Origin of the sequence: Corallococcus terminator, assembly GCF_049194865.1 — a bacterium.
GTDB lineage: Bacteria > Myxococcota > Myxococcia > Myxococcales > Myxococcaceae > Myxococcus > Myxococcus terminator_A.
In genome coordinates this window covers 1-23,058 of sequence record NZ_JBLZWL010000126.1, presented here as the reverse complement: position 1 = coordinate 23,058, position 23,058 = coordinate 1, and the positions used below count along the sequence as shown (strand labels likewise).

Here is a 23,058-nt window from a genome sequence, read left to right as displayed (position 1 = left end):
CAGCCAGGTTCCGCCGGTGAGTGACGGCCGTCCCACTTCGGCCGACGAGGGCCTCCGCGACGGCGAATTGCCCCGCACCCCGGGCGACGCCTTCCGCGTCGCGCTGCCCAACTTCGAAGGGCCGCTGGACCTGTTGCTCCATCTCATCAAGGAGCATCGGGTCGACATCTTCGACATCCCGCTGGCGCTCATCACCGAGAAGTACCTGCAGCACCTGGAGCGGATGCGGGAGATCAACCTGGACATCGCCGGGGAGTTCCTGGTGATGGCGTCCACGTTGGCCCACTTGAAGAGCCGCATGCTGCTGCCGCGTCAGGACGCGGTGGCCGTGCCCGAGGGCGGCGAGGCCCTGGCCGCGGTGGAGGAGCCGGAGGACCCGCGCGCGGAGCTGGTGCGGCGGCTGCTCGAGTACCAGAAGTACAAGGACGCCGCCGAGCACATGGCCATGCAGGACATCCTCGGCCGCGACGTCTTCGCGCGCAGCGTGCCGGTGGAGGCGGTGCCCATCCCGGAGGAGGAGGTCGGCCTCCAGGAGTTCAGCGTCCTCAAGCTCATCGAGGCGTTGGACCGGGTGCTGGAGCGCCTGCAGCCCAAGGTGCAGCACGAGGTGGTGCGCGAGCGGGTGACGCTCTCCGAGGCCATCCTCGGCATCGCCCGGCGCCTGCATCCCCACGGACAGGTCCTCTTCGAGAGCCTGTTCACCGAGGAAACGACGCCGACGCGCCAGGAAATCGTCATCACCTTCCTGGCCATCCTGGAGATGGTGAAACGCCGGCTCATCCGTGTGGTACAGGACGAGCCGCTCGGCCCCATCCTGTTGTTGCCCAACGGGGACGCCCTGGAGCGCTTGATCCCCACGGAGGTCGACGAGAGTGACTACCGGTAGGAAAGGCCCCCGAGACTCGGACGAGGAGGTCCCAGTCGCGTCCGGAGGTCCCAGTCCGTTCTCCGAGGAAGAGCTGGCCGCTGTCACCGGGCCCGGGCTGGCGGACGAGCTGGACGAAGTGGAAGCCGCGGCCATCGAGGAGGACCAGGACGGCGTCACGCCGGACCTGGAGTCGTCCTTCGAGAAGCTCGTCTCCAAGAGCCGCAAGCTGTCCACGGACCGCATCCGCACCGTCGTGGAGAGCGTGCTCTTCGTCGCGGAGCGGCCCCTGTCCGTGGACGAGCTGTGGCAGGCCACCGGCATCGAGCGGGAGCTCATCGCCGAGGCCCTCAACCAGATCTCCGGCGTCCACCGGGACGGCATCAGCGGCATCGTCCTGTATGAGGTGGCGGGGGGCTGGCAGTTCCGCACGGACCCCCACTCGGGCGAGTACGTCCGGCGCTACCTGCGGGTGAAGCCCCAGCGACTCACCCGGGCAGCGGTGGAGACCCTGGCCATCATCGCCTACCGGCAGCCAGTCACCCGGCCGGAGCTGGAGGATATCCGCGGGGTGGATTGCGGCGCCGTCCTCAAGGCGTTGATCGATCGCAAGCTGGTGAAAATCCTGGGCAAACGCGAAGAGGTGGGGCGCCCCATCCTCTATGGGACTACTCGCGAATTCCTGGAGTTCTTCGCCTTGAAGGACCTGTCAGCGCTGCCCACGCTGCGGGAATTCCACGAACTCACGCAGGAGCATCGCGAAATCGTGGAGAAAGAAGTACGACCGGCGCCGGCGGCAGCGGGAACGGTGGAAGCGCTATCGGACCCGGGATTCACGAAGCGGATGGAGAAGAACGCGGCGGCCAGTGAGGCGGCGCTTGAGGACCTGGAACACGCCATCGAGGCGGCTGAGCGGACACAGAAGGCCAGCTCCAGCGTCCTGGACACGCCCCCGAAGCCCGAGACGGGCACCGAGGGGCCGAAGCCCGAGTGACGGGCAGCAATGGAAGAAGGGGAAGTAATGTCGGCAGAACGACTACAGAAGTACCTGGCCCGCGCGGGAGTTGCTTCGCGCCGGCACGCAGAAGAGCTGATCACCGCGGGCCGAGTGGCCGTGAACAACACGACGGTGACGGAGCTGGGGAGCCGAGTGGAGCCGGGCACGGACCTGGTCTCGGTGGACGGAAAGCTCGTCACCCCCCCTGATGAATCCTCTTACTTCCTGCTCTACAAGCCCGTGGGTGTGGTGACGACCCTGTCGGATCCCCAGGGTCGCCCGACGGTGGCCAACTACCTGGAGGAGACGGGCAAGCGCCTGTTCCCGGTGGGACGCCTGGACTACGACGCCGAGGGAGCGCTGCTCTTCACGGACGATGGCGCGCTGGCGCACAAGCTGACGCACCCGAGCTTCCAGGTGCCTCGCACGTATCTGGCGAAGGTGAAGGGCGAGCCCGACATCTTGACGCTCGACAAGCTGCGCGGTGGCGTGCGCCTGGAAGACGGCATGGCCACGCCGGTGTCGGTGGGCGTGTTCGAGTCCGCCGAGAAGAACACGTGGTTGAAGATTGTCGTGGCGGAGGGCCGTCCGCACCTCATCAAGCGGCTCTGCGCCGCGGTGGGGCACCCGGTGGTGCGCCTGTTCCGGCCGGCCTACGCGGGTGTGGGCGTGGAGGGACTGCGGCCGGGTGAGCTGCGTCCGCTGAAGAAGGCCGAGGTCGAGCTGCTGAACGACGTGGCCGAGGGGCGCACGACGCCTCCGGCGGCGGAGCTGCGGCTGCCGCCTCGTCGTCATGGGCGCGCGGCGCCGGGCTTCGATGAGTCGGACGAGGCCGAGCTGTCGATGGATGATGACGCTCCCGCGCCTCGGAAGGCGGCGGGTGAGCGTGCGGCTCGCAAGGCTCCGGCGCGTGCCGGTGGCTCGGCGGGGAGCGCGTGGAAGCCCGTGGTGGATGGTGGCTCCGGGCTGGCTCGCTTCGGGCGTCCGCGTGGCGCCGCCGCCGAGGGTCGTGGCGCGCGACGCACGGGTGGCGACGAGGATCGTCCGGCGCGTGGCGCGGGTCGGCCGGCGCGCAAGGAGTGGGGCGCGGGTGGCGCGGATTCGCCGCGCTCGCGTGGGCCTCGCGCCGAGGGTGACGCGGGTCGCGGTCCGCCGCGTCGTGCACCGGCGGCCGGGGGCGCTTCGCGCTTCGGTCGTTCGGCTGCGGGCGGCGAGGGTCGTCCCGCGCGCAAGGAGTGGAGCGCGGGTGGTGAGGACAGTCCTCGCCCTCGTCGGAGCGCTGAGGCGGGTGAGGGTCGTCCCGCGCGCAAGGAGTGGAGCGCGGGTGGTGAGGACAGCCCGCGTCCTCGTCGGAGCGCTGGCGTGGGCGGTGATTCGAAGCCGCGCTTCGGTGGTGAGAGCAAGGGCCGCTTCGGCGACTCGAAGCCCCGCTTCGGTGGTGAGGGCAAGGGCCGCTTCGGCGACTCGAAGCCGCGCTTCGGTGGCGATTCGAAGCCTCGCTTCGGCGACTCGAAGCCGCGTTTCGGTGGTGATTCGAAGCCTCGTTTCGGCGACTCGAAGCCGCGCTTCGGTGGTGATTCGAAGCCTCGTTTCGGCGACTCGAAGCCGCGCTTCGGTGGTGATTCGAAGCCTCGCTTCGGTGGTGATTCGAAGCCTCGCTTCGGTGGTGATTCGAAGCCGCGCTTCGGTGGTGATTCGAAGCCTCGCTTCGGGGACTCGAAGCCCCGCTTCGGTGGAGAGAGCAAGCCTCGCTTCGGTGACTCGAAGCCGCGCTTCGGTGGTGAGGGCAAGCCTCGCTTCGGTGGTGCGGGTCGTGGTGATGCTGACGGTGATAGCCGTCCTCGCTTCGGCGCGGGTGCCGCTCGTGGAGCGGCTCGCCCGCCGCGTGGTGACTCCGACGGCGAGAGTCGTCCTCGCTTCGGCGCGGGTGCAGCTCGTGGAGCGGCTCGCCCGCCGCGTGGTGATTCCGACGGTGAGAGCCGTCCTCGCTTCGGTGGTGCCGCGTCTCGTGGCGCGGGCGCCGGTGAGGGCAAGCCTCGCTTCGGGGGCGCTGCTTCGCGGGGTGCTGGCCGTGGTGAGTCCTCCGGCGAGGGTCGTCCTCGCTTCGGTGCGGGTGCCTCGCGCGGCGCGGGTGCCGGTGAGGGCAAGCCTCGCTTCGGTGGTGCCGCGTCTCGTGGCGCGGGCGCTGGTGAGGGCCGTCCTCGCTTCGGCGCGGGTGCTTCGCGTGGGGCGGGCCGTCCTGCCTCGGGCGGAGAGGGTCGTCCTGCTCGCCGCGAGTGGAGCGGGGGAGACAAGGGCCCCCCGCGGGGTCGCTCCGACCGCAAGCCTCGTGACTCGGAAGGCGGCGCCCCTCGTGGACGCAGCTTCGGCGCGAAGCCGGGCGGCAAGGGTCCTCGGGGAGCGGGCGGCCGGTCGGAGGAGCGCGCCTGGAAGCCCTACGATGACAAGGGTGCCCCCCGTGAGCGGGTCGTCCGTGGCGGTTCCCGGGGCCTCGCCCCCGAAGGCGCCCGCAAGTCCGAGGGTTTCAAGGGGCGGGCAGGCTCACCGTCCAAGGGTCCCCGTCGGTCTCACTGACACACACCACAGCGGATTGGGCGGCACGGGGGTCGTTGATATAACCCCCTGCGACTTTTCCACCGTTCGCCTTACCGGAGACCGATGCGAACCGGCACGCGCCCCTTCCTCCTCATGCTGGTCCTGGTCCTCGGTTGCAACGGCAGCCGGGACCAGCTCCTCGCGGATCTCCAGAGTCCTCGTCCGGAGGTCCGCGCCCTGGCGGTGAAGAAACTCGCCGGGCAAGGCAATCCGGACGACCTCGTCCTCTTCACTCGGGCGGCCAAGGATCTGGCCGCCATCGTCCGCGCCGAGGCCGCCGTCGCGCTGGGGGAGAGTCAGGACCCCCGCGTGGTGGACCTGCTCGGCGAGCTCCTGGAGGACTCCGACGAGGAGGTCCAGGGCCGCGCCGCCATGGCGCTCTCCAAGGTCAAGAACGACAAGGCCAAGGCCTACCTCACGCTCCAGTACGGGCGACGAGGCCGCGCCACCCGCCAGGTCATCGTCCAGGCCCTGAAGAACGCCAACGTCCCAGGCGCCATGGCGGAAGTCGTCGCCGCCGAGGCCAAGGGGCAGTGGGATCGCAACCTGCTCACGCTCACCGAGGGAGCGCTGCCCGAGCGGGTGGGCGCCGCCGAGGAGCTTGGCAAGAGCGGCCGTCCGGAGGCCGTGAATCGCCTGTTGCCGCTGGTCCGCGACAGTCAGGTCATCCTCGCCGCCGCGGCGGTGCGGGGCCTGGGTGACGCCGGTGACAAGCGCGCGGTGGGGGCCATCGCCCTGCTGCTCGACGAGAGCTTCCCCGAGCTGCGCGAGTCCGCGATCATCGCGCTGATGAAGTTGCAGGACCCGGCTGCCGCGCCGCGCCTGCAGGCCGTGGCGGTGGAGAAGAGCGCCGTGAGCCCCATGGCCATCGACGCCATCCTGTCCTTCCCCCGCACGCCGGAGACGGACACCGCGCTGTGCGCCGTCGCCCTCGATGGCGCGCCGGCCGAAGCGCTCTCCGCGGGCCAGGCGATGCGCTCGCGAGGCGGCTGCCCGATGGACCCCATCGGCGAGCGCCTGTCGCGTCCCGCCACCGCCGCGAGCGGCCTGCAAGCCGTCCTCGGGTTGGGGCCCGCCGCGCTGCCGCTGCTGCCGAAGGTCACCCCCTGGCTCAACCAGAACGACGCCACGCTGCGCCTGCTCGCGGTGGAGGCCGTCACCGCCGTGGGCGACGCGTCCGTGGTGCCGCAGCTCCAGAAGCTCTACGAGCAAGAGGCCAAGGGGCTGGAGGCGCTGCGCACCGACTGGGTCGCCCTGAAGCTGCCGGAGAACTACTCGGCGGAGTTCGACCCGTTGTCGCCGTCCTCTCCGCGGGGCTCCGGCCAGCCCGCGGACGAGCGGGTGGCTCGCCACGCTTCGCTCTTCGAGCGCGTGAAGACGCTCAACGCGCAGCGGGCCCGCGCCTCCGGTCGTCCGGTCGTCAAGCCGCGCGTGCCCACGGAGTTGTTCGACGACGTGGAGCCGGAGCGCCTGGTGCCGGTCGCGACGCTGCTGCGCTCGTTGGGGCTGCTCCGTGCGCCGGGCGCGCTGGAGCTGCTCAAGGGGTACAGCCAGGACTCGAGCATTCCCCTGCGCACCGCGGCGCTGGTGGGCCTGACGCACCTGGGCGCCGAGGGCGTGGCCGTCGCGAGTGAGGGGATGCTGGAGCCCGAGCGGGATCTCCAGAAGGCGCTGGCGCAGGCCCTCTCCGAGTCGGGGACCGAGGGACAGGCCGCGCTGGTGGCGCTGCTCCCGAAGATGGGCGGGGAGAAGCTGCTGGTGCTGGACGCGCTGACGCGGGGCTCGGGTGTGCCTGCCTCGGCGTCCGAGGTCCTCCAGACGGTGGTGAAGGAAGGGGGCCCTGAGGCCGCGCTCGCGGCGGGGCTGCTCGGGCGCCTCAAGTCGAAGGATGCCGTGCCCACGCTCATCAAGGCGCTGGACGAGACGAACAGCGTCGCGCGCCGGGATGTGCTGCTCGCGCTCGGGACGATCGGTGATGCGCAGGCGGCGGAGGTGGTGTCGCGAGACTTGTTCCACGACCTGCCGGAGATTCGCTCGGCGGCGGCCACGGCGCTCAAGCGCATGGAGGCGACGAACCAGGGCGAGTCGCTGGATGCGCTCAAGAGCGACTACTTCCGCACCGTGCGGGACGCGGCGGGCGCGGCGCTGGAGAAGGGTGGCACCGCGGCCGAAGGAGCCAGGTGATGGAGGCGCGCAAGCTCAAGGACAGGGCCGCTGAAGCCTTCACCAAGGGCCGCTTCTCCAAAGCCGCGGAGCTGTACGAGGACTTCTGCAAGCTCGACCCGAAGGACCACCAGTCGCGTCTGCGCACGGGGGATGCCTGGGCCAAGGCGGGTGAGCGCGAGCGCGCCATCGCCGCGTACCAGTCCGCCGCCGAGGGCTTCGCGAAAGAGGGCTTCCTCCCGCGCGCCATCGCCGCGAGCAAGCTCATCCTGGAGCTGGACCCCGGCCACCAGGGTGTCCAGCAGATGCTGGCGAACCTGTACGCACGTCGGGGAACGCCGGCCGGTGCTCGTGCTCGCGGGCCCATGACGAGCGCGCTCCTGGCGCCGCCCACCCCCGAGCGCCCAGCCCCCGTGCCAGTCGAGGCCGCGCCGGCGCGCGCGGACGCACCGACGGCGCTGGCGGCAGGGGAGGGCACCGTCAACCTCTCGGACGAGCTCCCCGCGGAGCTGGCGCTGAACGTGGATGACGCCCCCATCCTGGGGTCCATCGAGACGTCGGAAGAGGTCGTCCACTCCGTGAGCCTGGGGCTCACTCACGCGGACGCGGAGTCCTCCACCTCGTCGGCCGAGGAACACGAGGGCATCGACATCGCGCTAGGCGAGCCCGAGTCGCCGCCTTCCGCGAGTGTGGCTGGGACTTCCGTCACGAGCCCGGATGCACTCGGTACCGTTCCCGGCGCGACCGTCGTCACGAGTGCGGGTGGACTCGGAACGCCCGCGAGTATCGGCTCAGCACCCGCCGCGATTGCGGTCACGAACGAGGCCGCGCCCGCGAGCACCGGCACTGTTCCTTCTGGGACCACCGTCATCAGCGCGCGTGACGGCAGCGGCACCTCGCTGCCGCCCGGACTCGCGCCACGTGCCACGCAGCGGGTTCGCCCGCCCGTGCCGGAGGAGCCGCCCTCCGCATCGAATGTGGACGCGTTGACGCCTCGCACGCCGAGCGGCAAGTGGAAGGCGCTCTCTTCGCCCATCGGGGAACAGGGGTCGGCGGATTCAGCCGAGCTGCCTCGGACGCCGACGGTCATCGACCCTCCCTCGGCGCCTCCGGGATTGCGCCCACGCCGCGCGGAACTCACCCCTCACGCGGGCGCCACGGCCGTGCCCTTCCGCGAAGTGTCGCGGGAACTCGGGGCCTCGCTGCGCGCGGTGCCGCCGAGCCCGTCGTCCTTCACCGAACTGGAGATGGAAGCCGACTCCCTGCTCCATGCCGTGGAGCTGGCGGCCCAGGCCGGCCTGCATCAGCGCGCCGAGGACCTCACGGGAGGAGACGAGGAGGAGGTCTTCAGTCTCACCGAGGAAGTCGTCACCGACGCGCCCTCGATGGACGCGCTTCCCTCCATCCCGCTGTTCTCGGACCTTCCGCGCGACGCCTTCATCGAGCTGTTCGAGCGCTGCCCCTTGCACCGCTTCACCCTCGGCGAGCGCATCATCGACCAGGGCAGCCACGGCGACTCCTTCTACGTCATCTGCGAAGGACAGGTCCGCGTGTTCCGGACGGAGTCAGGCCGCCGCGTCGACCTGGCCACGCTGGAGGGCGGGGCGTTCTTCGGCGAGATGGCCATCCTGTCCGGAGCCCCTCGCACCGCGTCCGTCGAGGCCGGCACCGAGGACACGCAGTTGCTCGAGATCTCCGCGACCGTGCTCACGTCGCTCTCGCGGAGCCACCCCCAGGTGGCGGCGGCCCTGAAGAAGTTCGTGCGCCAGCGCCTGCTCACCAACGTGATGAACACCTCGGCGCTGTTCCGTCCGTTCAACCGGAAGGACCGCCGCACGCTGGTGGAGCGCTTCCGCGCCCGCGACATCGAGCGCGGAGAGGTCATCATCCGGGATGGTGACCGGACCGACGGCCTCTATGTCCTGCTCTCGGGCGAGGTGGAGGTGCACAAGGACGGGCACCTGCTGACGCGACTGAAGGAGGGGGACCTGTTCGGTGAAATCTCCCTCCTCCAGAAGACGCCGGCTACCGCCACGGTGACGGCCGCGCGCCACACCACGCTGCTACGACTGCCGCGCGAGGACTTCGACGCGCTCATCTCCAGCCACCCGCAGATCCTCGTGCTCATCTCCGAGCTGAGCGACGAGCGTCTTCGCCGCACGGAGCAGGTGCTGGGGACCTACCTCTCCGGCACCTTGAACTCGCTGGACGGCGAAGAGGAGCTCATCCTGGTCTGAGGTGCGCGCGGGCTTCAGCGCACCTTCGCCAGGTAGTCGTCGCGGGTGACCAGTCCCCGCGTCTCCAGCAGCTCCAGCATGGCTCGCAGCGAGCGCGCCTGCTGCGCCACCATGCGCTCCAGGTCGGACACCTGCTGCGTGAGGATATCCACGCGCTGCGCCAGCTCGCTCTCCCTCACGGGCGCGGGAGTCTGACTGGCGGCCATCGGGCGCGAAGGCCCCGTGGTCTCCAGCGGCTCGGAGGGCGGGGCCAGCTCGAAGGTCTGCTCGTCGAGGTTGAACGACAGCGGCGAGGCCGTCGTGGAGGTGATTTCGCCGTGGTAGTGGCGGCGGATGGCGCGCTCGATGGACGACGCGGCGGCCACGACGACCTGGATGCGCTGGCCCGTGTGGAAGGCCAGCTCTTGGAGGGACTCCACGTTGGTGGGGTCCGCCGTGGCGACGGTCAGCAGCTTGTTGGCCGGGTCCGCCGCGGTGGGGAAGACGGTGTAGCGCTCGGCGATATCCGCGCGCAGCGCCTGGAGCGCCACGGCCGAGGGCGACATGCCATCCAGCTCCACTGTCGGAATGGCGAGCTGGCGCGACAGCGCGTGGACCATGGAGTTCTCATCCACGAAGCGCATCTGCACCAGCGTCAGGCCCAGCCGGCCGCCCCACTTGCGTTGCTCGGCGAGCGCGGATCTCAACTGGGTCTCCGTCAGGAGGCCGGCATCCATGAGGATTTCCCCGAGCCGGCGCTTGCGGCCGGGGGGCGAAGAAGGGGGTGGCACGGAAGAAGGATTCACCCCCCAAGCATACCAGCGGCCGGGTCGACCGGCCCCCAGGGAACCGGCCGGCCGGTGGGGAAGGGGCGAGCACTCCCGCAATGGGGTAAATGTCAGGGCATGACGCGAAGCCTCCTCCCATTTCTCGCGCTGGCGCTCTGCGCCGGCTGTGCGTCGCAACGGCTGGCCGGCACGGACCTGGACCGCGTGCGCCGCCCCGCCTTCATCTCCCGCATCGAGGACGGCGCGGGCCCTCGCAGCTTCGTATTCCGTGAAGACGCGGCATACGGCGACAAGCTCAAGAAACTCGAGCCCGTGGAAGCGGACCGGCGGCTCACGGTGAAGCTCCAGCAGGCGGTGACGCGGTTCGAAGTCTCGGAGCGGCTGCGCGTGAACACGCTGACGCAGCTTCCGCGCGAGGCGCCGTGGACGGCGACGGTGGACCCGGCGCGCGTGGCCTCCGTGCTGGAGAGCTTCCTCGTGGAGGAAGTCCCGGCGAACGCTCCGGACTACGACCTGGTGACGCCGCTGGGCGCGGACACCATCATCGAGTTCGTCGTGCAGGAGTACGGCATGCGCAGCAAGAAGGGCCACGCGGGCGCCTTCCTGCGCGGGTATGGGCGGATGTTCACGCTGGATGGTCGCTCGGAGGTCTGGCGCCACCCGTTCGAGGTCAACCAGGCGGAGACCGACGCGGCGCACCTGGACCCGTTCAAGGTGGGCAAGGACCCCGACCTCTTCCGTCAGGCGATGACCACCATGTTGGACCAGGTGGCGCTCGACTTCGTGAAGGACCTGACGCCGAGAGACAGGCGCGGGGGCGGCACCCTCCCGGCCCACCCCATCAACACCGCGCCGGACACCGTCGCGCCGGCGGTGGTGGAGCCCCCGAAGTCGCCCGAGTCGGAGCTGGCCCCCGGCGAGCTGCCGGACCCCGACCCGGACCCGAGCTGAGGCCGAAGGACTCCGGGCCCGGCGCTAGAAGAGGGCGTGCTCCGCGAGGAGCACGGCGAGCCCCACCACGAAGCTGACGAGCGTGACGGGCAGCCCCACGCGCAGGTAGCGCAGGAAGCTCATCTCCACCTTCCCGCGCGCGGCCTCGAAGACGATGAGGTTGGCGACGCTGCCCACCAGCGTGAGGTTGCCGGCCAGCGTGGAGCCCAGCGCCAGCACGTGCCAGCCCAGCTCCACGTTCTGGAGCGCGGGCACCCACGAGCGCGCGAGCATCACGAACGGCACGTTGCTGAAGATGTTGGACGCCACCAGCGTCAGCCCCGCGAAGCCCAGCGTCTCCCGCCACGCCGGCCCCGTCATCAGCGGCGCGAACAGCAGGCGGATGTCCTCCGCCCAGCCGTGCTTGTTCACGCCGTAGACGACGACGAAGAGGCTGGCGAAGAAGAGCAACAACACCCAGTCCACGCGCTCCAGCGCCTCGCGCGGCTCCCGTCGGGACAGCGCCATGACCAGCGCGGCGCCCGCGAGCGCGCTCCAGCTCATGGGCAGGCCCGCGAAGAACGCGGCGACGACGCCCGCGAGGACCAGGAGCGTCAGCGCCAGCAGCCCCCGGTCCACGGGCGGAGGCGGCGGATGGGGCTCGAAGCGCGTCGACGTCAGCTCCTTGCGGAAGATGAACACGAGCGCGCCCGCGACAATGGCCGTGGAGAGCAGGGCGGGCAGGGCCATGTACGCGGCGAAGCTCGCGTAGGAGATTCCCGACGCGCCCTGGATGAGCATGTTCTGCGGGTTACCGGTGAAGGTGGCCACCGAGCCGCTGTTGCTGCCCATGCAGACGGCGAGCAGGTACGGCACGGGCGGCAGGCGCGCGTCGTCCACCGTGGCGAGCACCAGCGGCGTGAGCATCAAGCACACGGTGTCGTTGACGAGGAAGGCGGACAAGAGCCCGGAGATGAACGTCACCGCCACCAGCAGCATCCGGGGCGTGCGCGCGCGCTTCACGGCCCACGCCCCCGCCGTGCGGAAGAACGCCGCCTGGGAGAGATAGGCCGCCAGCAGCATCATCCCCAGCAACAGGACGATGGTGTCCGCGTCGATGGCGTGTCGGGCGGGGTCCTCGCTGTGGTTGAAGACCTCGGCGGGAGTGACGACGCCGAGCACCACCATCAGCACGGCGCCCAGCAGCGCACCGCCAGGACGGTCCAGCTTGAGATAGGGGAGCCGGGCGCCGGCGATGAAGACGTAGGTGAACAGGAAGATGGCGAGGGCCACGGGCGGCGCACCCTAGCCGAGCGCCATCTCACGCGCGCTGGCCGCGTTCGCGTTGTCCGGCCGGGTACACGCCTGTACAGTGCCCGACCCATGAAGTTCGAGAAGGAAGAAGGGGCCTTCGGTGGCCCCCGCCGCACCCCCTGGAACGCCCCCCGGGGCCTGGACTCCGTGCTTCAGCAGTGGAAGGCGGACAAGGGGCTGGGGCCCTGCTTCTCACTCGACGAGGCGACTCCCGCCCGGGTGGGTTCCTTCGCCCCCATTCCGGACGAGGTGGCGCCCCAGGTCCGCGAAGCCCTGCGCCAAAGGGGCGTCGAGCAGCTCTTCTCCCACCAGGCCGAGGCCTTCCGCCTGGCCCGTTCCGGGAAGAACCTGGTCATTGCTACACCAACGGCCTCCGGCAAGAGCCTCTGCTACAACCTGCCGCTGTTGGATCGCTTCGCGCGGGAGCCGCAGGCGCGCGCCCTGTACCTGTTTCCCACCAAGGCCTTGTCGCGAGATCAAGAGGAGTCCCTGCGCGCGTTCATGCGCGAGGCGGGACTGTCCCACGGGGCCATCACCTTCGACGGAGACACCCCGGCGGATGCGCGGCGAGCGGCTCGGGAGCGCGGGGGCGTGCTGCTCACCAACCCGGACATGCTGCACACGGGCATCCTCCCGCACCACGCGAGCTGGGCGCGCCTGTTCTCCAATCTGCGCTACGTCGTCATCGACGAGCTGCACACGTACCGCGGCGTCTTCGGCTCGCACCTGGCCAACGTGCTGCGCCGCCTGCGACGCGTGGCGCGCTTCCACGGCTCGGACCCGGTGTTCATCGCGGCCTCGGCCACCATCGGCAATCCGCAGGCGCATGCGCGGCGGATGCTCGGGTGCGACGTGGAGCTGGTCTCCGAGAGCGGGGCGCCGGCCGGTGAGCGCCGGGTGCTGGTGTTCAACCCGCCCGTGGTCAACGCGGAGCTGGGCATTCGCGCCAGCTACTTGAAGACGTCGGTGCGTCTGACGGCGGACCTGGTGCGCGCGGGCGTGTCCACGCTGCTGTTCGGCCAGTCGCGCAACAACATCGAGGTGATGCTCAAGTACCTGCGGGACAGGTTCATCGAGGAGAAGTTGGACCCGTCGCTCATCCAGGGCTACCGGGGCGGCTACCTGCCGGGCACGCGCCGGGCCACGGAGGCGGCGCTGCGCGCGGGCGAGGTGCGCTGTGTCGTCGCCACCAACGCGCTGGAGCTGGGCATCGACATCGGCTCACTGGACGCGGTGGTGTGTGCTGGATACCCCGGTTCGGTGGCCGCGCTGATGCAACGCTTCGGTCGCGCGGGTCGTCGAGGCGCGGGCAGCCTGGCGCTGCTCGTGACGTCGAGTGCCCCGTTGGACCAGTACCTCGCGGCGGACCCGCGCTTCCTCATCGGCGCGCCGGTGGAGCACGCGCGCATCGACCCGGACAACGTGGAGATCCTCGTCCAGCACCTCAAGTGCGCGTCCTTCGAGCTGCCCTTCGAGGAGGGCGAGCCCTTTGGCGACGTGCCGCCGGAGTCGACGGCGGAGGCGCTGGGCTTCCTCGCGCAGCACGAAGTCGTTCATCCCACGGCGGGGGAGGGCGGTCGGCGCGTGTTCCACTGGTCCTCCGACGCGTACCCGGCCAACCACGTGTCCCTGCGCAGCGTGGGCTGGGACAACGTCGTCATCATCGAGCGGGGCACGGACCGGACGCTGGCGGAGATGGACTTCCGCTCGGCGCATACGATGTTGCACGAGCAGGCCATCTACCAGCACGAGGGCGAGCAGTATCAAGTCGAGAAGTTCGACTACGAGAACCACAAGGCCTTCGTCCGCAAGGTGGCGCCGGACTACTTCACGGACGCGATGACGTACGTGCGCGTGAATGTCATTCAAGAGGACCAGAGCGCGCCCATGGGGCCGGAGCTGCATGCCGGCATGGGCGAGGTGAGCGTCATCGAGAAGGTGGTGGGCTACAAGAAGATCAAGTACCACACGCATGAGAACGTCGGTTACGGCGACGTGGCGCTCCCGGAGATGCAGATGCACACCACGTCCCTCTGGCTGACGGTGCCGGAGTCGGTGGTGCGCTCGATGAATGCTCCGCGCCCGGCCGTCATCGACGCGCTTCGCGGCGTGGCCACCGCGCTGCGGACGGTGGCGTGCGTGGGGTTGATGATCGACCCGAGGGACGTGGGCAAGACGCTCGGCAGTCGCGATGACGCTGACGGGCCTCCGCGCAAGGACGGCGGCGTGGGGTTCGACCCCACCATCTTCCTCTACGACAACGTGCCCGGCGGCGTGGGACTGGCCGCGCGACTCTTCGACCAGCGGGACGAGTTGCTCGTGCGCGCGCGGCGCCTGCTGGAGTCCTGCGCCTGTGAGGAGGGCTGCCCGGCCTGCATCGGTCCCGCGTCCGGCGTCATGCCCGGACAGGCTCCGGTGGATCCACATCCACGCAAGCGACTGGGGCTGGAGCTCCTGTCGGTGCTCGGCATCGCCGGCGTGCAGTAGACGGAGGCTCGGCGCGTGGACCTCAAGCGAAAGCTGGCGCGACTGACGAGCGTGGGCCCGGGAGGCAAGCCCGCGCCGACTCGCGTGGCCACGCTGCCCGAGTCCTCTCCGCGAGCCGACGCCCCGTCCACGCCTCCCGTTGAGTCCCCCTCCCCAGGAGCCTCGCCGAGCCCCGAGCCCACGGAGCCCACGGCCCCGAAGGACCCACGCATCGAGTCCCTCCGGCGGATGCTCGCGGACTGGTCCGAGCGCCAGGGCCAGACGGCCGCGCGCAGGGGGCCTGTTCCCGCGAAGCCCCGCCCAGGCCCGCTTCCGGTGGTGTCCCAGGAGACGCCGTACGGGACGGTCCACGTGTCGGAGACGCTCCTGTCCCCGGAGCACAAGCACGGCTCCGCGTCCGTGGCGGGAGCGCTGGACGTCGAGGGTGCGCTGGTCGCCCGGCTCGCGCTGCACGAGGAGCTGGCGGGGGTGGACTTCCAGCGGATGCTCTTCCTGGACACGGAGACCACGGGGCTCGCGGGCGGCACCGGCACCGTGCCCTTCCTGGTGGGGCTCGCATGGTTCGAGGGTCGCTCGCTGCGCGTGCACCAGCTCTTCCTGCGCAAGCTGGGCGAGGAGGCCCCCATGCTGCGGGTGCTCGCCGCGCGCATGGCCACGTCCTCATGCCTCGTGACGTTCAACGGCAAGAGCTTCGACTGGCCGCTGTTGCGCACGCGCTTCGTGCTCAACCGCGTCGCGACACCGCCGGAGCTGCCGCACCTGGACTTGCTGCACTGCGCGCGCCGCGTCTTCAAGCACCGGGGCGCGGGCACGCGGTTGGTGCACGTGGAGGAGCAGGTGCTCGGCCACCGCCGCGTCGACGACGTGGACGGCTCGCTGATTCCGGACCTGTACTTCCGTTACCTGCGCGGCGGTGACGGCTCCGCGCTGACGCCGGTGCTGGAGCACAACGCCAATGACTTGCTCCTGCTGGCCGCGCTCCTCGGCGAGCTGGTGCGCAAGTTCAGGGCAGGGGATGGCACCGCCGTTCCCTCCGGTGAGGACCCGAGGGACTTGCTGGGCTTCGCCGGAGTCGCGCTCCGGGCGGGAGACCTTGCCCGGGCGCGGGCCTTCGCCCTGGCGGCGACGGGCGGCTCAGGCACGGTGGGGGTGGACGCCCATGCCCTGGTGTCACGGCTGGCCCGCATGGCTGGCGAGTCCCAGGTCGCGGCCGAACATCTGCTCCAAGCGCTGGACTCGGCCCGAGGCTTCCAGGCGGCGACGCTCCACCTGGAGCTGACCAAGCTCTACGAGCACTCCCTCAAGGACCTCGCGAGCGCGCTGCGCCACGCGCGCTTGTCGGCGGCGGCGGAGTTGCCGGATGACCACCGGCGCCGCATCGTTCGTCTGGAGGGCCGCATCGACCGGAGCACGCGAGGCCGCGCGTTGGAGCCAGGCGCCCGGCCCCCGCGCCCTGGCGTCTGAAAGCCCTTGCGTCCGGTTTCGGGCGGGCCGGCTCGCTCCCATGCCCACCCGCAGGTCGACCGAGCACATGATGGGAGCGTTGGACCCCGGCCTGCGCTAAGAGAGGCGCCATGAAAATCACGAAGGACAGTGTCGTCTCCATCGACTTCCGGCTCCACCTGGGCGATGGAATCATGGTGGACGAGAGCGAGCCTGGAGATCCGCTCGTCTATCTGCAGGGCCACGAGGAGGTCGTCCCCGGTCTGGAGAAGGCCCTGGAGGGCAAGGCCAAGGGGGACTCCCTGGCGGTGGTCATCCCTCCCGAGGACGGCTACGGGCCGCATGACCCGGAAGGCGTCGAGGAAGTTCCCAAGAGCGAGTTCCCGGAGGGCCTCGAGCTGACCGAGGGTGGCATCCTCACCGCCACGGACCCCGACGGGGACGAGGTGGACTTCCTCATCAAGTCAATCAAGGGCGACCTCGTGGTGGTGGACTACAACCACCCGCTCGCCGGCAAGACGCTGCACTTCGACGTCACCGTCCGTGACGTCCGCGCCGCGACGGCCGAGGAGCTCGAGCACGGCCACGCGCACGGTCCGGACGACGCGCACTGAGTGCCCGGTGCGGGAGGGAGGGCCTTGGAGGCCCTCCCTTCCCATTTCCTCAGCTCAGCGACCGCCCATCAGGTCCGAGTTGAAGGAGAAGCCGACGAGCATGTACGGCATGGCCTCCTGCCGGCTCGGGTGCTTCAGGTACCAGGCCACCATGCCGAGCACCGTGGGACGGTTGAACATCGTCCCCTCGTCCGTGTTGAACGCATACGAGGCGACCGGGCCCGCGCGCATGTGGCTGTTGTCGACCGTGGTGTTGCCAGAGACGCCCTGGTCCTCGTTGTAGCGGGGCCACACGGCGCTGAAGCGCGCACCCAGCATCCACCGGCCGGACAGGTAGACGACGTCCGAGTCGTTGGTGAAGACCCAGCCCTTGCCCGCGAGAATCGAGTCCAGCATCGGGTCATAGAACGACGTCGCGCCGTCGCGCAGCGTCAAGTTCCAGTACTCCACGCTGAACTTGGCGCGCACCGCGATGGGGCCCACCTTCGCCTGGAGCGTCGGCTCCAGCAGGAAGTGGTGGCCGCTGGTGCTGTAGGCGCTGGTCTCGCCCAGGTCCAGGGCGTCATCCGAGAAGTCCTGGAACGGCGTCGGATACGACTGGAGGAAGCCCATGGTGCCCAGGAAGCGCGTGTACTCGTAGCTGGCGCGCAGGTTGAACAGGGCGATGGGCTGGATTTCGAACTGGGGGCCCACCTTGAGCGAGGCGGGGTTGGCCTTGATGAGCGCCGCGGCGTTGACGAACGTGTCGCGGAACAGCACCGACTCGCTGTCGAGCAGGCGCTTCTGGATGACCAGGCGGTTCTGCGTCTCCAGGCCAATCGGGTTGACCCGGAAGAGGTTGAAGCTCGTCATGTACAGCCGGACGTTCGGGATGGGGCGGGGTGAGGGAAGCGGCGACGGCTCGTTGGCCGGCGTGACTTCCGGTGGTTGAGGCGTCCCGGCCGTCGGAACATCGGACGGCTGGGCGGCGGTGGGCTGCTGCGCGGCCGCGGGAGACACCAGGCCCAGGCTCAGGCAGAGCGTGCAAATGGACAGCGATAGACGCTTGAGCATCATCTCGACACTTCCTCGGTTGTGAGGGGGGACCGCGGCGAGGCGGACCGCGGCTCAGTGATTCAGGAACGACTGGGAGAAACCGCGGGGCTCGTTTGTTCGTCTGCGTGGCGACGCGTCACCGCGTAGCCGAAGATCGCCGCCGTGAAGTACATGATGATGCTGTAGATGGCGGGCGGGATGGCCATCGTCGCGTTGCCGAGCAGCAGCGGGCTCATGGCGATGGTCATGGCCAGGATGCCGTTGTGGATGCCGATCTCCATGCCGATGGCCACCGCCTGACGTCGCGGCAGGCGGAACACCAGCGGGGTGATGTATCCGATGGCCATGCTCAGCAGGTTGAAGCTCAGCGCCGCCAGCCCCACCTGCTTGAAGTACAGGCCGATGTGCTCCCGCTCCTGGTAGACGGCGGCGGCAATCACCACGATGAGGAACGCGACGGACATGAGCCGGATGGGCTTGTCCAGCGCCTGGGCGACGCTCGGCTTGCGGGAGCGCACGAGCATCCCGATGCTCACCGGGCCCAGCACGATGATGAAGACCTGGAGCACCTTGGTGAACTGCATGGGGACCGCGCGGTCCTCGCCCATGAAGTGCATCAGGGACAGGTTGACGATGAGCGGCAGCGTGATGAGCGTCAGCGCGCTGTTCACCGCCGTCAGCGTGATGTTGAGCGCGACGTCACCGCGAGCCAGGTGGCTGAAGAGGTTCGCCGTCGCGCCTCCTGGGGACGCCGCCAGCAACATCAGCCCCACCGCCAGCTCCGGTCCCAGTCCGAAGGCATGGGCCACGAGCGCACAGCCGGCGGGAAGCACCAGCATCTGGCACACGAGCCCGACAATCACCGCTCGCGGGTAGACGATGACGCGCTTGAAGTCCGCGAGCGTCAGAGTCAGTCCCAGGCCGAGCATGATGACGGCCAACGACAATGGAATCAGTACCGCGGTGAATACGTTTGACTGCATTCGCCCCCCGCCGAGTTTCGGGCGTTTCGTCGCCCGCGCCGCGCTGGTGTCTCAATGCAAACAAGCGTGGCGCACTTGGGTGTCTCGCTTCAAGCCACCCCCTCGCGATTTGCGACGGGGGGCTCGCGCGTCATGACGCCCGGCGTCATTCATTTGTCACATCGATGGAAAGCTACACCTGTACGCGTGTTACCCGGCGGTGCGGGCTGGTGTCACCATTTGCTCAGGGGGTGTCGCGTTTGCCTTCCGGCGGGGTGGCGCGGGCGAAGCGGCGGAAGAAGCTGGTGTCGTTCCAGCGCGGGCGCTCGGCGGCGTTGGCCACGGTGCGCGTCAGGTCCGTGAGGAGCTTCACGAACTGGACGGCGGCGTCCTTGTCGATGGGCTGGCGGAGGTCATCCGACGGGGCGTGGTAGTGCCGCGTGTACCACGCCTTGAAGGCGCGCTCCTCGGGGGAGCCTGGGGTGTAGCCGAACTTGAAGGAGAGGGCCGGCACGCCCTGGAGGATGAAGGCGTACTGGTCGCTGCGGATGAAGAGCATGCGGTTGGGCTCGGGGTCCGGCAGCAGCTTCACGCCTCGCGCCGTCGCGACCTCCTGGAGGGGGGCGGCCAGGGTGGACTCGTCCTGGCCGTAGGCGACCAGGTGCTTGAGGGGGAAGAGCGGCAGGAACATGTCCAGGTTGAAGTTGGCGACGATGGCGTCGGCGGGCACCGTGGGGTGCGCGGCGAAGTATCGCGAGCCGAGCAGGCTCTTCTCCTCGCCCGTCACCAGGACGAAGAGGACGGAGCGCAGGGGCTTCTGGGCCTGGAGCGCGCGGGCCACTTCCAGCACGGCGGCCACGCCCGTCGCGTTGTCCATGGCGCCGTTGTAGATGGCGTCGCCCTGGATGGGGGCTCCCACGCCGACGTGGTCCAGGTGCGCGGTGAGGACGACGTACTCCCGGGCCAGCACCGGGTCGCTCCCGGGGAGCAGGCCCACGACGTTGGCGGACTTCACGGGCGCGGAGACGCGCTCCGCGCTGGACCGCAGGCGTGAGGGCAGCTCGAAGCGCGGCAGGGGCTGGTTCGCGTCCGCGAGCGCGAGCAGGTCCTTGAAGGAGTGCGGGGCACCGGTGAACAGCGTCTCGGCGTGCGCCGGGTTGAAGATGACGCTGACCTGGAGACCGGAGGACTCGTCCAGCGCCGGGTCGGCGAAGTTCATCGCGGGCTGGAGCCGCGACGCGGCGGAGCGCTCCCAGGGCGTCTCCGCGTGCTTGGGGTTCATGAGCACCACGGTGCCGATGGCGCCCGCCTTCTTCAGCGCCTTGAGGCGCTCGGTGTGGGAGTTGTAGTGGGCGCGCAGGGGCCCGGGGATGCTCTCCGGGCCGCCGTGGATGAACACGGCGATCTTCCCCTTCAGGTCCACGCCCGCCAGCTCATCGTGGCCGGCCTCGGGGATGGACAGGCCATGGCCGACGAACACCATGGCGGCGTCCACCTGTCGTGCGTCGCCATGGCGCGGGGAGATGAAGGCCTCCCGGCCGATGACGAGCGGGGTGCTCTGGCCCTCGCGCACCAGGGCCAGCTTCGAGCGCGCGTCCACCAGTCGCCGCGAGACCAGCTCCACGTCCTGGAGGTAGCCGTCGCCCGCGCCGGGCTTCACGCCGAGGGCGGCGAGCTGCTGGGCCACGTAGGCGGCGGCCTTGCGGTGGCCCTCGCTACCGGTGTCCCGCCCGCGCAGGCTGTCGTCGGCGAGGACCTGGACGTGGCCCCACCAACGCTTCACCTCGGGGGACGGCTCGGCTGCGGGGGCGAGGGTGGGCAGCAGCAACAGCGAGGTCAGCAACACGGAACGGTGCAAGGTCGCGCTCGTGGCAAGGGGCCTGCCTTCCTAACGAGCGGCGGAGCAGGCCATTCCAGCCGTGCCCGCTGGAGCCGTCCCCTGCCGCACGCCTGCCTCACGGAGGGCGAGACAGGCGAGGCTGGCGTCGGATAGGAGGGGCGCATGAGTCGAGTCCTGACCGAGCTGCTGGAGCTCCTCAAGCTGGAAGCCATCGAGGAGAATCTGTTCCGGGGGAGGAGCCAGGACCTGGGCTTCCGCCAGCTCTTCGGCGGGCAGGTGCTGGGGCAGGCCCTGTCCGCGGCCAGTCAGACGGTGGAGCCGGCGCGGCATGTCCACTCGCTGCATGGCTACTTCCTGCGCCCCGGCGACGCGAGCCTTCCCGTCGTCTACACCGTGGACCGCGTGCGCGACGGCGGCAGCATCAGCACGCGGCGCATCGTCGCCATCCAGAAGGGGCAGCCCATCTTCACGATGATGGCGTCCTTCCACGGGGACGAGGTCGGCTTCGCGCACCAGTCCCCCATGCCCGACGTGCCGCCTCCGGAGAGCCTGCCCACGGACCTGGAGCTGCTCCTGCGCCAGGCGGACCGAATCCCAGCACGGCTGCGCGAGAAGATCCTCTGCGACAAGCCCATCGAGATGCGACCGGTGGCCTACACCGACCCGTTCAACCCCGTCGCGGCCGAGCCTCGCAAGGCGGTGTGGATTCGCGCCGACGGCGAGCTGCCGGATGACCCGCAGGTGCACAAGTACGTGCTGGCGTACGCGTCCGACTTCAACCTCATCAGCACCGTCCTGCTGCCGCACGCGGCCAGCTTCTTCCAGCAGCGAATCGTCGGCGCGAGCCTGGACCACGCCCTCTGGTTCCATGGGGACCTGAAGGTGAATGACTGGCTGCTCTACGTCATGGACAGCCCCTGGGCGAGCAACGCGCGAGGCCTGGCGCGCGGCTCCGTCTACACACGCGACGGCCGCCTCGTCGCCTCCGTGGCGCAGGAGGGACTGCTGCGCATCCTCAAGGACGACAAGCCGTAGCGCGCGCCCTGCCCGAGCGAATCCAGGTAGGCTCCCCGCGCGACGGTGGACACGGAGGTCTTCACGATGCGCGCGGTGGTGTACCAGCACGAGGAACACGAGGGCGTTGGACTCCTGGGACCGGCGCTCGCGAAAGCGGGCTTCACCCTCGTCAACCGCTTCCGCTCCGTGCGCCGGGAGGACGTGGACGCGGAGCTGGTGGTGGTGATGGGCGGCCCCATGGGCGTCTACGAGGCGGACCAACACCCCTTCCTGCGCGAGGAGCTGGGCCTCCTCCGTGAGCGCCTCGCCCACGAGCGCCCGTGCCTGGGCATCTGCCTGGGCGCGCAGCTGCTCGCGGACGCCGCGGGCGCGGAGGTCTTCGCCGGCAAGAACGGCTTCGAGGTGGGCGTGGGCCCGGTGCGGTGGACCGCGGATGCGCTGAAGGACTCCGTCATCGCTGGCGTGCGTCCGCGCACCGTCGTCGCGCACTGGCACGGTGACACCTACAAGGCCGTGCCCGGCGCCACGCTGCTGGCCTCCACCGACCGCTACGTCCAGCAGGCGTTCCGCCTGGGCGCGTCCTTCGGCTTCCAGTTCCACCTGGAGCTGTCCGCCCAGGAGATGGGGCGCTGGCTGGAGCTGGGCGCGGAGGACCTCCGCCAGCGCGGCAAGGACCTCGCGGAGCTGAAGGCCCAGCTGCCGAAGTTGGAATCCGCCGAAAGGGAGAATACCGAGCTCCTCCATCGCCTCGCCGAGCACTTCGCGCAACGCGTGAGCTGAACTCCGAGAATTCGTGGCGCCCAGGGAGGATTTGACCCTGGGTCCGTTTGGCTCCGAGCGAGCGGGTTCGAGCCGGGAAGGGGAGGGCCCCGTTGCCCTCCTGTCACACTCGAAATGTCTCAATCATGTATCGTCGGTGACATTCGCCGGCGTAGAGGGGGATGTCTGTCTCGCCGATACAGCGTGCGAACGCGTTGAGGTCGGGATGTGGTGTTTCGGCATGGTGCTGACGGTGCTCGCGGGGTTGCCCCCGGACGGCGCCGCCCAGCTCGAGAAGGTGGAGCGCCTGCTGCCGGCGCTCCAGCGGATGGCCGTGGACCCGGAGCTGGTGCAAGCGGTGCGCGAGCAGAACGCGCGCGGAGCCGCGCTCGCCTCCATTCGCGCGGACGACGACGCGTGGCTGTCCACTCCGGCGATGACCCCCTTCAAGCAGCGTGTGCTGGAGGCCGCCTGCTCGCGGGTGCTGGCGCGCCACCGCGAGGCCGTGGGGAGGCGCAAGGTGGCGGAGGCGTTCGTGATGGATCGCCAGGGCGCGCTGGTGGGCGCCACGCGGCGGACGTCCGACTACTGGCAGGGTGACGAAGACAAGTTCCAGGTCCCGTTCAAGCAAGGGCGGGTGCTGACCGAGCACCCCTTCTTCGACGAGTCCTCCCAGGCCTACGTCATCCAGGTCTCCCTCCCTGTCCGCGACGGCGGCCGTGTCATCGGCGCCGTCACCATCGGCCTCTCCCTGCTGGACCTCTGAAGCCTCATCGTGGACCGACCATGCGCTTGCTCGACGCTCTCTCCCTCCGCACCCGCCTGACGCTGGCGGTCTCCCTGCTCACGCTCTGCGCGCTGGGGCCGCTCAACATCCTTGGGCGCATCTTCATCTCCGACAACCTCCAGTCGCAGATCCACGCCACCTTGCGCGTGGAGGCGCAGGGCCTTCGAGATCTGGTCGAGTCCACCCTGGCCGAGCGCGAGGCGAATGCCCGGAGCTGGTCCGAGGACGCCATCCTCCGCGGCGCGC

Annotated in this window: 17 protein-coding genes and 1 pseudogene; 13 read left to right on the top strand and 5 right to left on the bottom strand. The window is 69.9% G+C overall.

The genetic code is table 11. The features are described 5' to 3' along the window. The first annotated feature begins 16 nt into the window (after positions 1-16). The 5 genes from ACN469_RS37685 (at position 17) to ACN469_RS37665 (ending at position 8,857) form a co-directional block, all read left to right on the top strand. Positions 17-886 (top strand): segregation and condensation protein A, encoded by an 870-nt coding sequence (locus tag ACN469_RS37685; RefSeq protein WP_498776209.1) that lies wholly within the window; start codon positions 17-19, stop codon positions 884-886. Then, the gene (gene scpB / locus ACN469_RS37680; RefSeq protein WP_498776207.1) at positions 873-1,859 is read left to right on the top strand and encodes an SMC-Scp complex subunit ScpB; all 987 of its coding nucleotides are present in this window, start codon (positions 873-875) and stop codon (positions 1,857-1,859) included. Before ACN469_RS37685 ends, scpB begins: the two co-directional genes overlap by 14 nt. A gap of 27 nt (positions 1,860-1,886) precedes the next feature. Further along, positions 1,887-4,436, top strand: a complete 2,550-nt coding sequence (locus tag ACN469_RS37675) for a pseudouridine synthase (protein ID WP_498776205.1) — start codon at positions 1,887-1,889, stop codon at positions 4,434-4,436. 84 nt (positions 4,437-4,520) lie between these two features. Next, on the top strand, positions 4,521-6,641 hold the full coding sequence (locus ACN469_RS37670; RefSeq protein ID WP_498776203.1) for a HEAT repeat domain-containing protein: 2,121 nt from the start codon (positions 4,521-4,523) through the stop codon (positions 6,639-6,641). Then, positions 6,641-8,857 (top strand): cyclic nucleotide-binding domain-containing protein, encoded by a 2,217-nt coding sequence (locus ACN469_RS37665; protein ID WP_498776202.1) that lies wholly within the window; start codon positions 6,641-6,643, stop codon positions 8,855-8,857. The genes ACN469_RS37670 and ACN469_RS37665 overlap by 1 nt, the downstream gene beginning before the upstream one ends. 14 nt (positions 8,858-8,871) lie before the next feature. On the opposite strand, the gene ACN469_RS37660 is transcribed toward ACN469_RS37665, so the two are convergent. After that, complete coding sequence (locus tag ACN469_RS37660) at positions 8,872-9,573, bottom strand: GspE/PulE/PilB domain-containing protein (RefSeq protein WP_498776201.1); 702 nt, start codon at positions 9,571-9,573, stop codon at positions 8,872-8,874. A gap of 168 nt (positions 9,574-9,741) precedes the next feature. Here ACN469_RS37660 and ACN469_RS37655 point away from each other — a divergent pair, with 168 nt between their 5' ends. Further along, on the top strand, positions 9,742-10,575 hold the full coding sequence (locus tag ACN469_RS37655) for a hypothetical protein (protein WP_498776199.1): 834 nt from the start codon (positions 9,742-9,744) through the stop codon (positions 10,573-10,575). Positions 10,576-10,599: 24 nt separating this feature from the next. Here the strand turns inward: ACN469_RS37655 and ACN469_RS37650 are convergent, their stop codons facing one another. Further along, on the bottom strand, positions 10,600-11,847 hold the full coding sequence (locus tag ACN469_RS37650; RefSeq protein WP_498776198.1) for an ArsB/NhaD family transporter: 1,248 nt from the start codon (positions 11,845-11,847) through the stop codon (positions 10,600-10,602). Between the two features lie 90 nt (positions 11,848-11,937). On the opposite strand from ACN469_RS37650, the gene ACN469_RS37645 reads away from it, so the two are divergent. The 3 genes from ACN469_RS37645 to ACN469_RS37635 all read left to right on the top strand — a co-directional run bounded on the left by ACN469_RS37645 (position 11,938) and on the right by ACN469_RS37635 (position 16,412). Further along, the gene (locus tag ACN469_RS37645; protein ID WP_498776196.1) at positions 11,938-14,355 is read left to right on the top strand and encodes a DEAD/DEAH box helicase; all 2,418 of its coding nucleotides are present in this window, start codon (positions 11,938-11,940) and stop codon (positions 14,353-14,355) included. A 15-nt stretch (positions 14,356-14,370) separates the two neighbouring features. Beyond that, positions 14,371-15,819 carry a ribonuclease H-like domain-containing protein gene (locus ACN469_RS37640; RefSeq protein WP_498776195.1) on the top strand — a complete coding sequence of 483 codons (1,449 nt, stop codon included), beginning with the start codon at positions 14,371-14,373 and terminating at the stop codon, positions 15,817-15,819. Between the two features lie 110 nt (positions 15,820-15,929). Next, a complete protein-coding gene (locus ACN469_RS37635; protein ID WP_498776193.1) occupies positions 15,930-16,412 on the top strand; it encodes an FKBP-type peptidyl-prolyl cis-trans isomerase in 483 nt (160 codons plus the stop codon). Between the two features lie 54 nt (positions 16,413-16,466). Here ACN469_RS37635 and ACN469_RS37630 read toward each other — a convergent pair whose 3' ends face one another. From ACN469_RS37630 to ACN469_RS37620, 3 genes are all read right to left on the bottom strand, one after another. Further along, complete coding sequence (locus tag ACN469_RS37630; RefSeq protein ID WP_498776192.1) at positions 16,467-17,468, bottom strand: hypothetical protein; 1,002 nt, start codon at positions 17,466-17,468, stop codon at positions 16,467-16,469. Between the two features lie 59 nt (positions 17,469-17,527). Continuing rightward, positions 17,528-18,430, bottom strand: coding sequence for a bile acid:sodium symporter family protein (locus tag ACN469_RS37625; protein WP_498776190.1), 903 nt, complete (start codon positions 18,428-18,430; stop codon positions 17,528-17,530). Positions 18,431-18,653: 223 nt separating this feature from the next. Beyond that, entirely contained in the window at positions 18,654-20,267 is a 1,614-nt protein-coding gene (locus ACN469_RS37620) for a M28 family metallopeptidase (protein ID WP_498776188.1), read from the bottom strand. A 144-nt stretch (positions 20,268-20,411) separates the two neighbouring features. Between ACN469_RS37620 and tesB the strand changes: the two genes are divergently transcribed. The 4 genes and pseudogenes from tesB to ACN469_RS37600 all read left to right on the top strand — a co-directional run. Then, the gene (tesB, locus tag ACN469_RS37615) at positions 20,412-21,284 is read left to right on the top strand and encodes an acyl-CoA thioesterase II (protein WP_498776186.1); all 873 of its coding nucleotides are present in this window, start codon (positions 20,412-20,414) and stop codon (positions 21,282-21,284) included. A 66-nt stretch (positions 21,285-21,350) separates the two neighbouring features. Beyond that, positions 21,351-22,046 carry a glutamine amidotransferase-related protein gene (locus tag ACN469_RS37610; RefSeq protein ID WP_498776184.1) on the top strand — a complete coding sequence of 232 codons (696 nt, stop codon included), beginning with the start codon at positions 21,351-21,353 and terminating at the stop codon, positions 22,044-22,046. 205 nt (positions 22,047-22,251) lie between these two features. Next, complete coding sequence (locus ACN469_RS37605; RefSeq protein ID WP_498776182.1) at positions 22,252-22,791, top strand: PDC sensor domain-containing protein; 540 nt, start codon at positions 22,252-22,254, stop codon at positions 22,789-22,791. A gap of 20 nt (positions 22,792-22,811) precedes the next feature. Next, positions 22,812-23,058 (top strand): annotated as a pseudogene (locus ACN469_RS37600) (methyl-accepting chemotaxis protein); the annotation flags it as partial.

Excerpts from the sequence above, each read along its gene's own strand:
- ACN469_RS37635 (WP_498776193.1), top strand. The coding sequence starts at position 15,930 with ATGAAAATCACGAAGGACAGTGTCGTCTCCATCGACTTCCGGCTCCAC.
- ACN469_RS37605 (WP_498776182.1), top strand. The coding sequence starts at position 22,252 with ATGTGGTGTTTCGGCATGGTGCTGACGGTGCTCGCGGGGTTGCCCCCG.
- ACN469_RS37660 (WP_498776201.1), bottom strand. The coding sequence starts at position 9,573 with ATGGATGCCGGCCTCCTGACGGAGACCCAGTTGAGATCCGCGCTCGCC.
- ACN469_RS37610 (WP_498776184.1), top strand. The coding sequence starts at position 21,351 with ATGCGCGCGGTGGTGTACCAGCACGAGGAACACGAGGGCGTTGGACTC.
- ACN469_RS37675 (WP_498776205.1), top strand. The coding sequence starts at position 1,887 with ATGTCGGCAGAACGACTACAGAAGTACCTGGCCCGCGCGGGAGTTGCT.
- ACN469_RS37670 (WP_498776203.1), top strand. The coding sequence starts at position 4,521 with ATGCGAACCGGCACGCGCCCCTTCCTCCTCATGCTGGTCCTGGTCCTC.
- ACN469_RS37630 (WP_498776192.1), bottom strand. The coding sequence starts at position 17,468 with ATGATGCTCAAGCGTCTATCGCTGTCCATTTGCACGCTCTGCCTGAGC.
- tesB (WP_498776186.1), top strand. The coding sequence starts at position 20,412 with ATGAGTCGAGTCCTGACCGAGCTGCTGGAGCTCCTCAAGCTGGAAGCC.
- ACN469_RS37645 (WP_498776196.1), top strand. The coding sequence starts at position 11,938 with ATGAAGTTCGAGAAGGAAGAAGGGGCCTTCGGTGGCCCCCGCCGCACC.
- ACN469_RS37665 (WP_498776202.1), top strand. The coding sequence starts at position 6,641 with ATGGAGGCGCGCAAGCTCAAGGACAGGGCCGCTGAAGCCTTCACCAAG.
- ACN469_RS37655 (WP_498776199.1), top strand. The coding sequence starts at position 9,742 with ATGACGCGAAGCCTCCTCCCATTTCTCGCGCTGGCGCTCTGCGCCGGC.
- ACN469_RS37625 (WP_498776190.1), bottom strand. The coding sequence starts at position 18,430 with ATGCAGTCAAACGTATTCACCGCGGTACTGATTCCATTGTCGTTGGCC.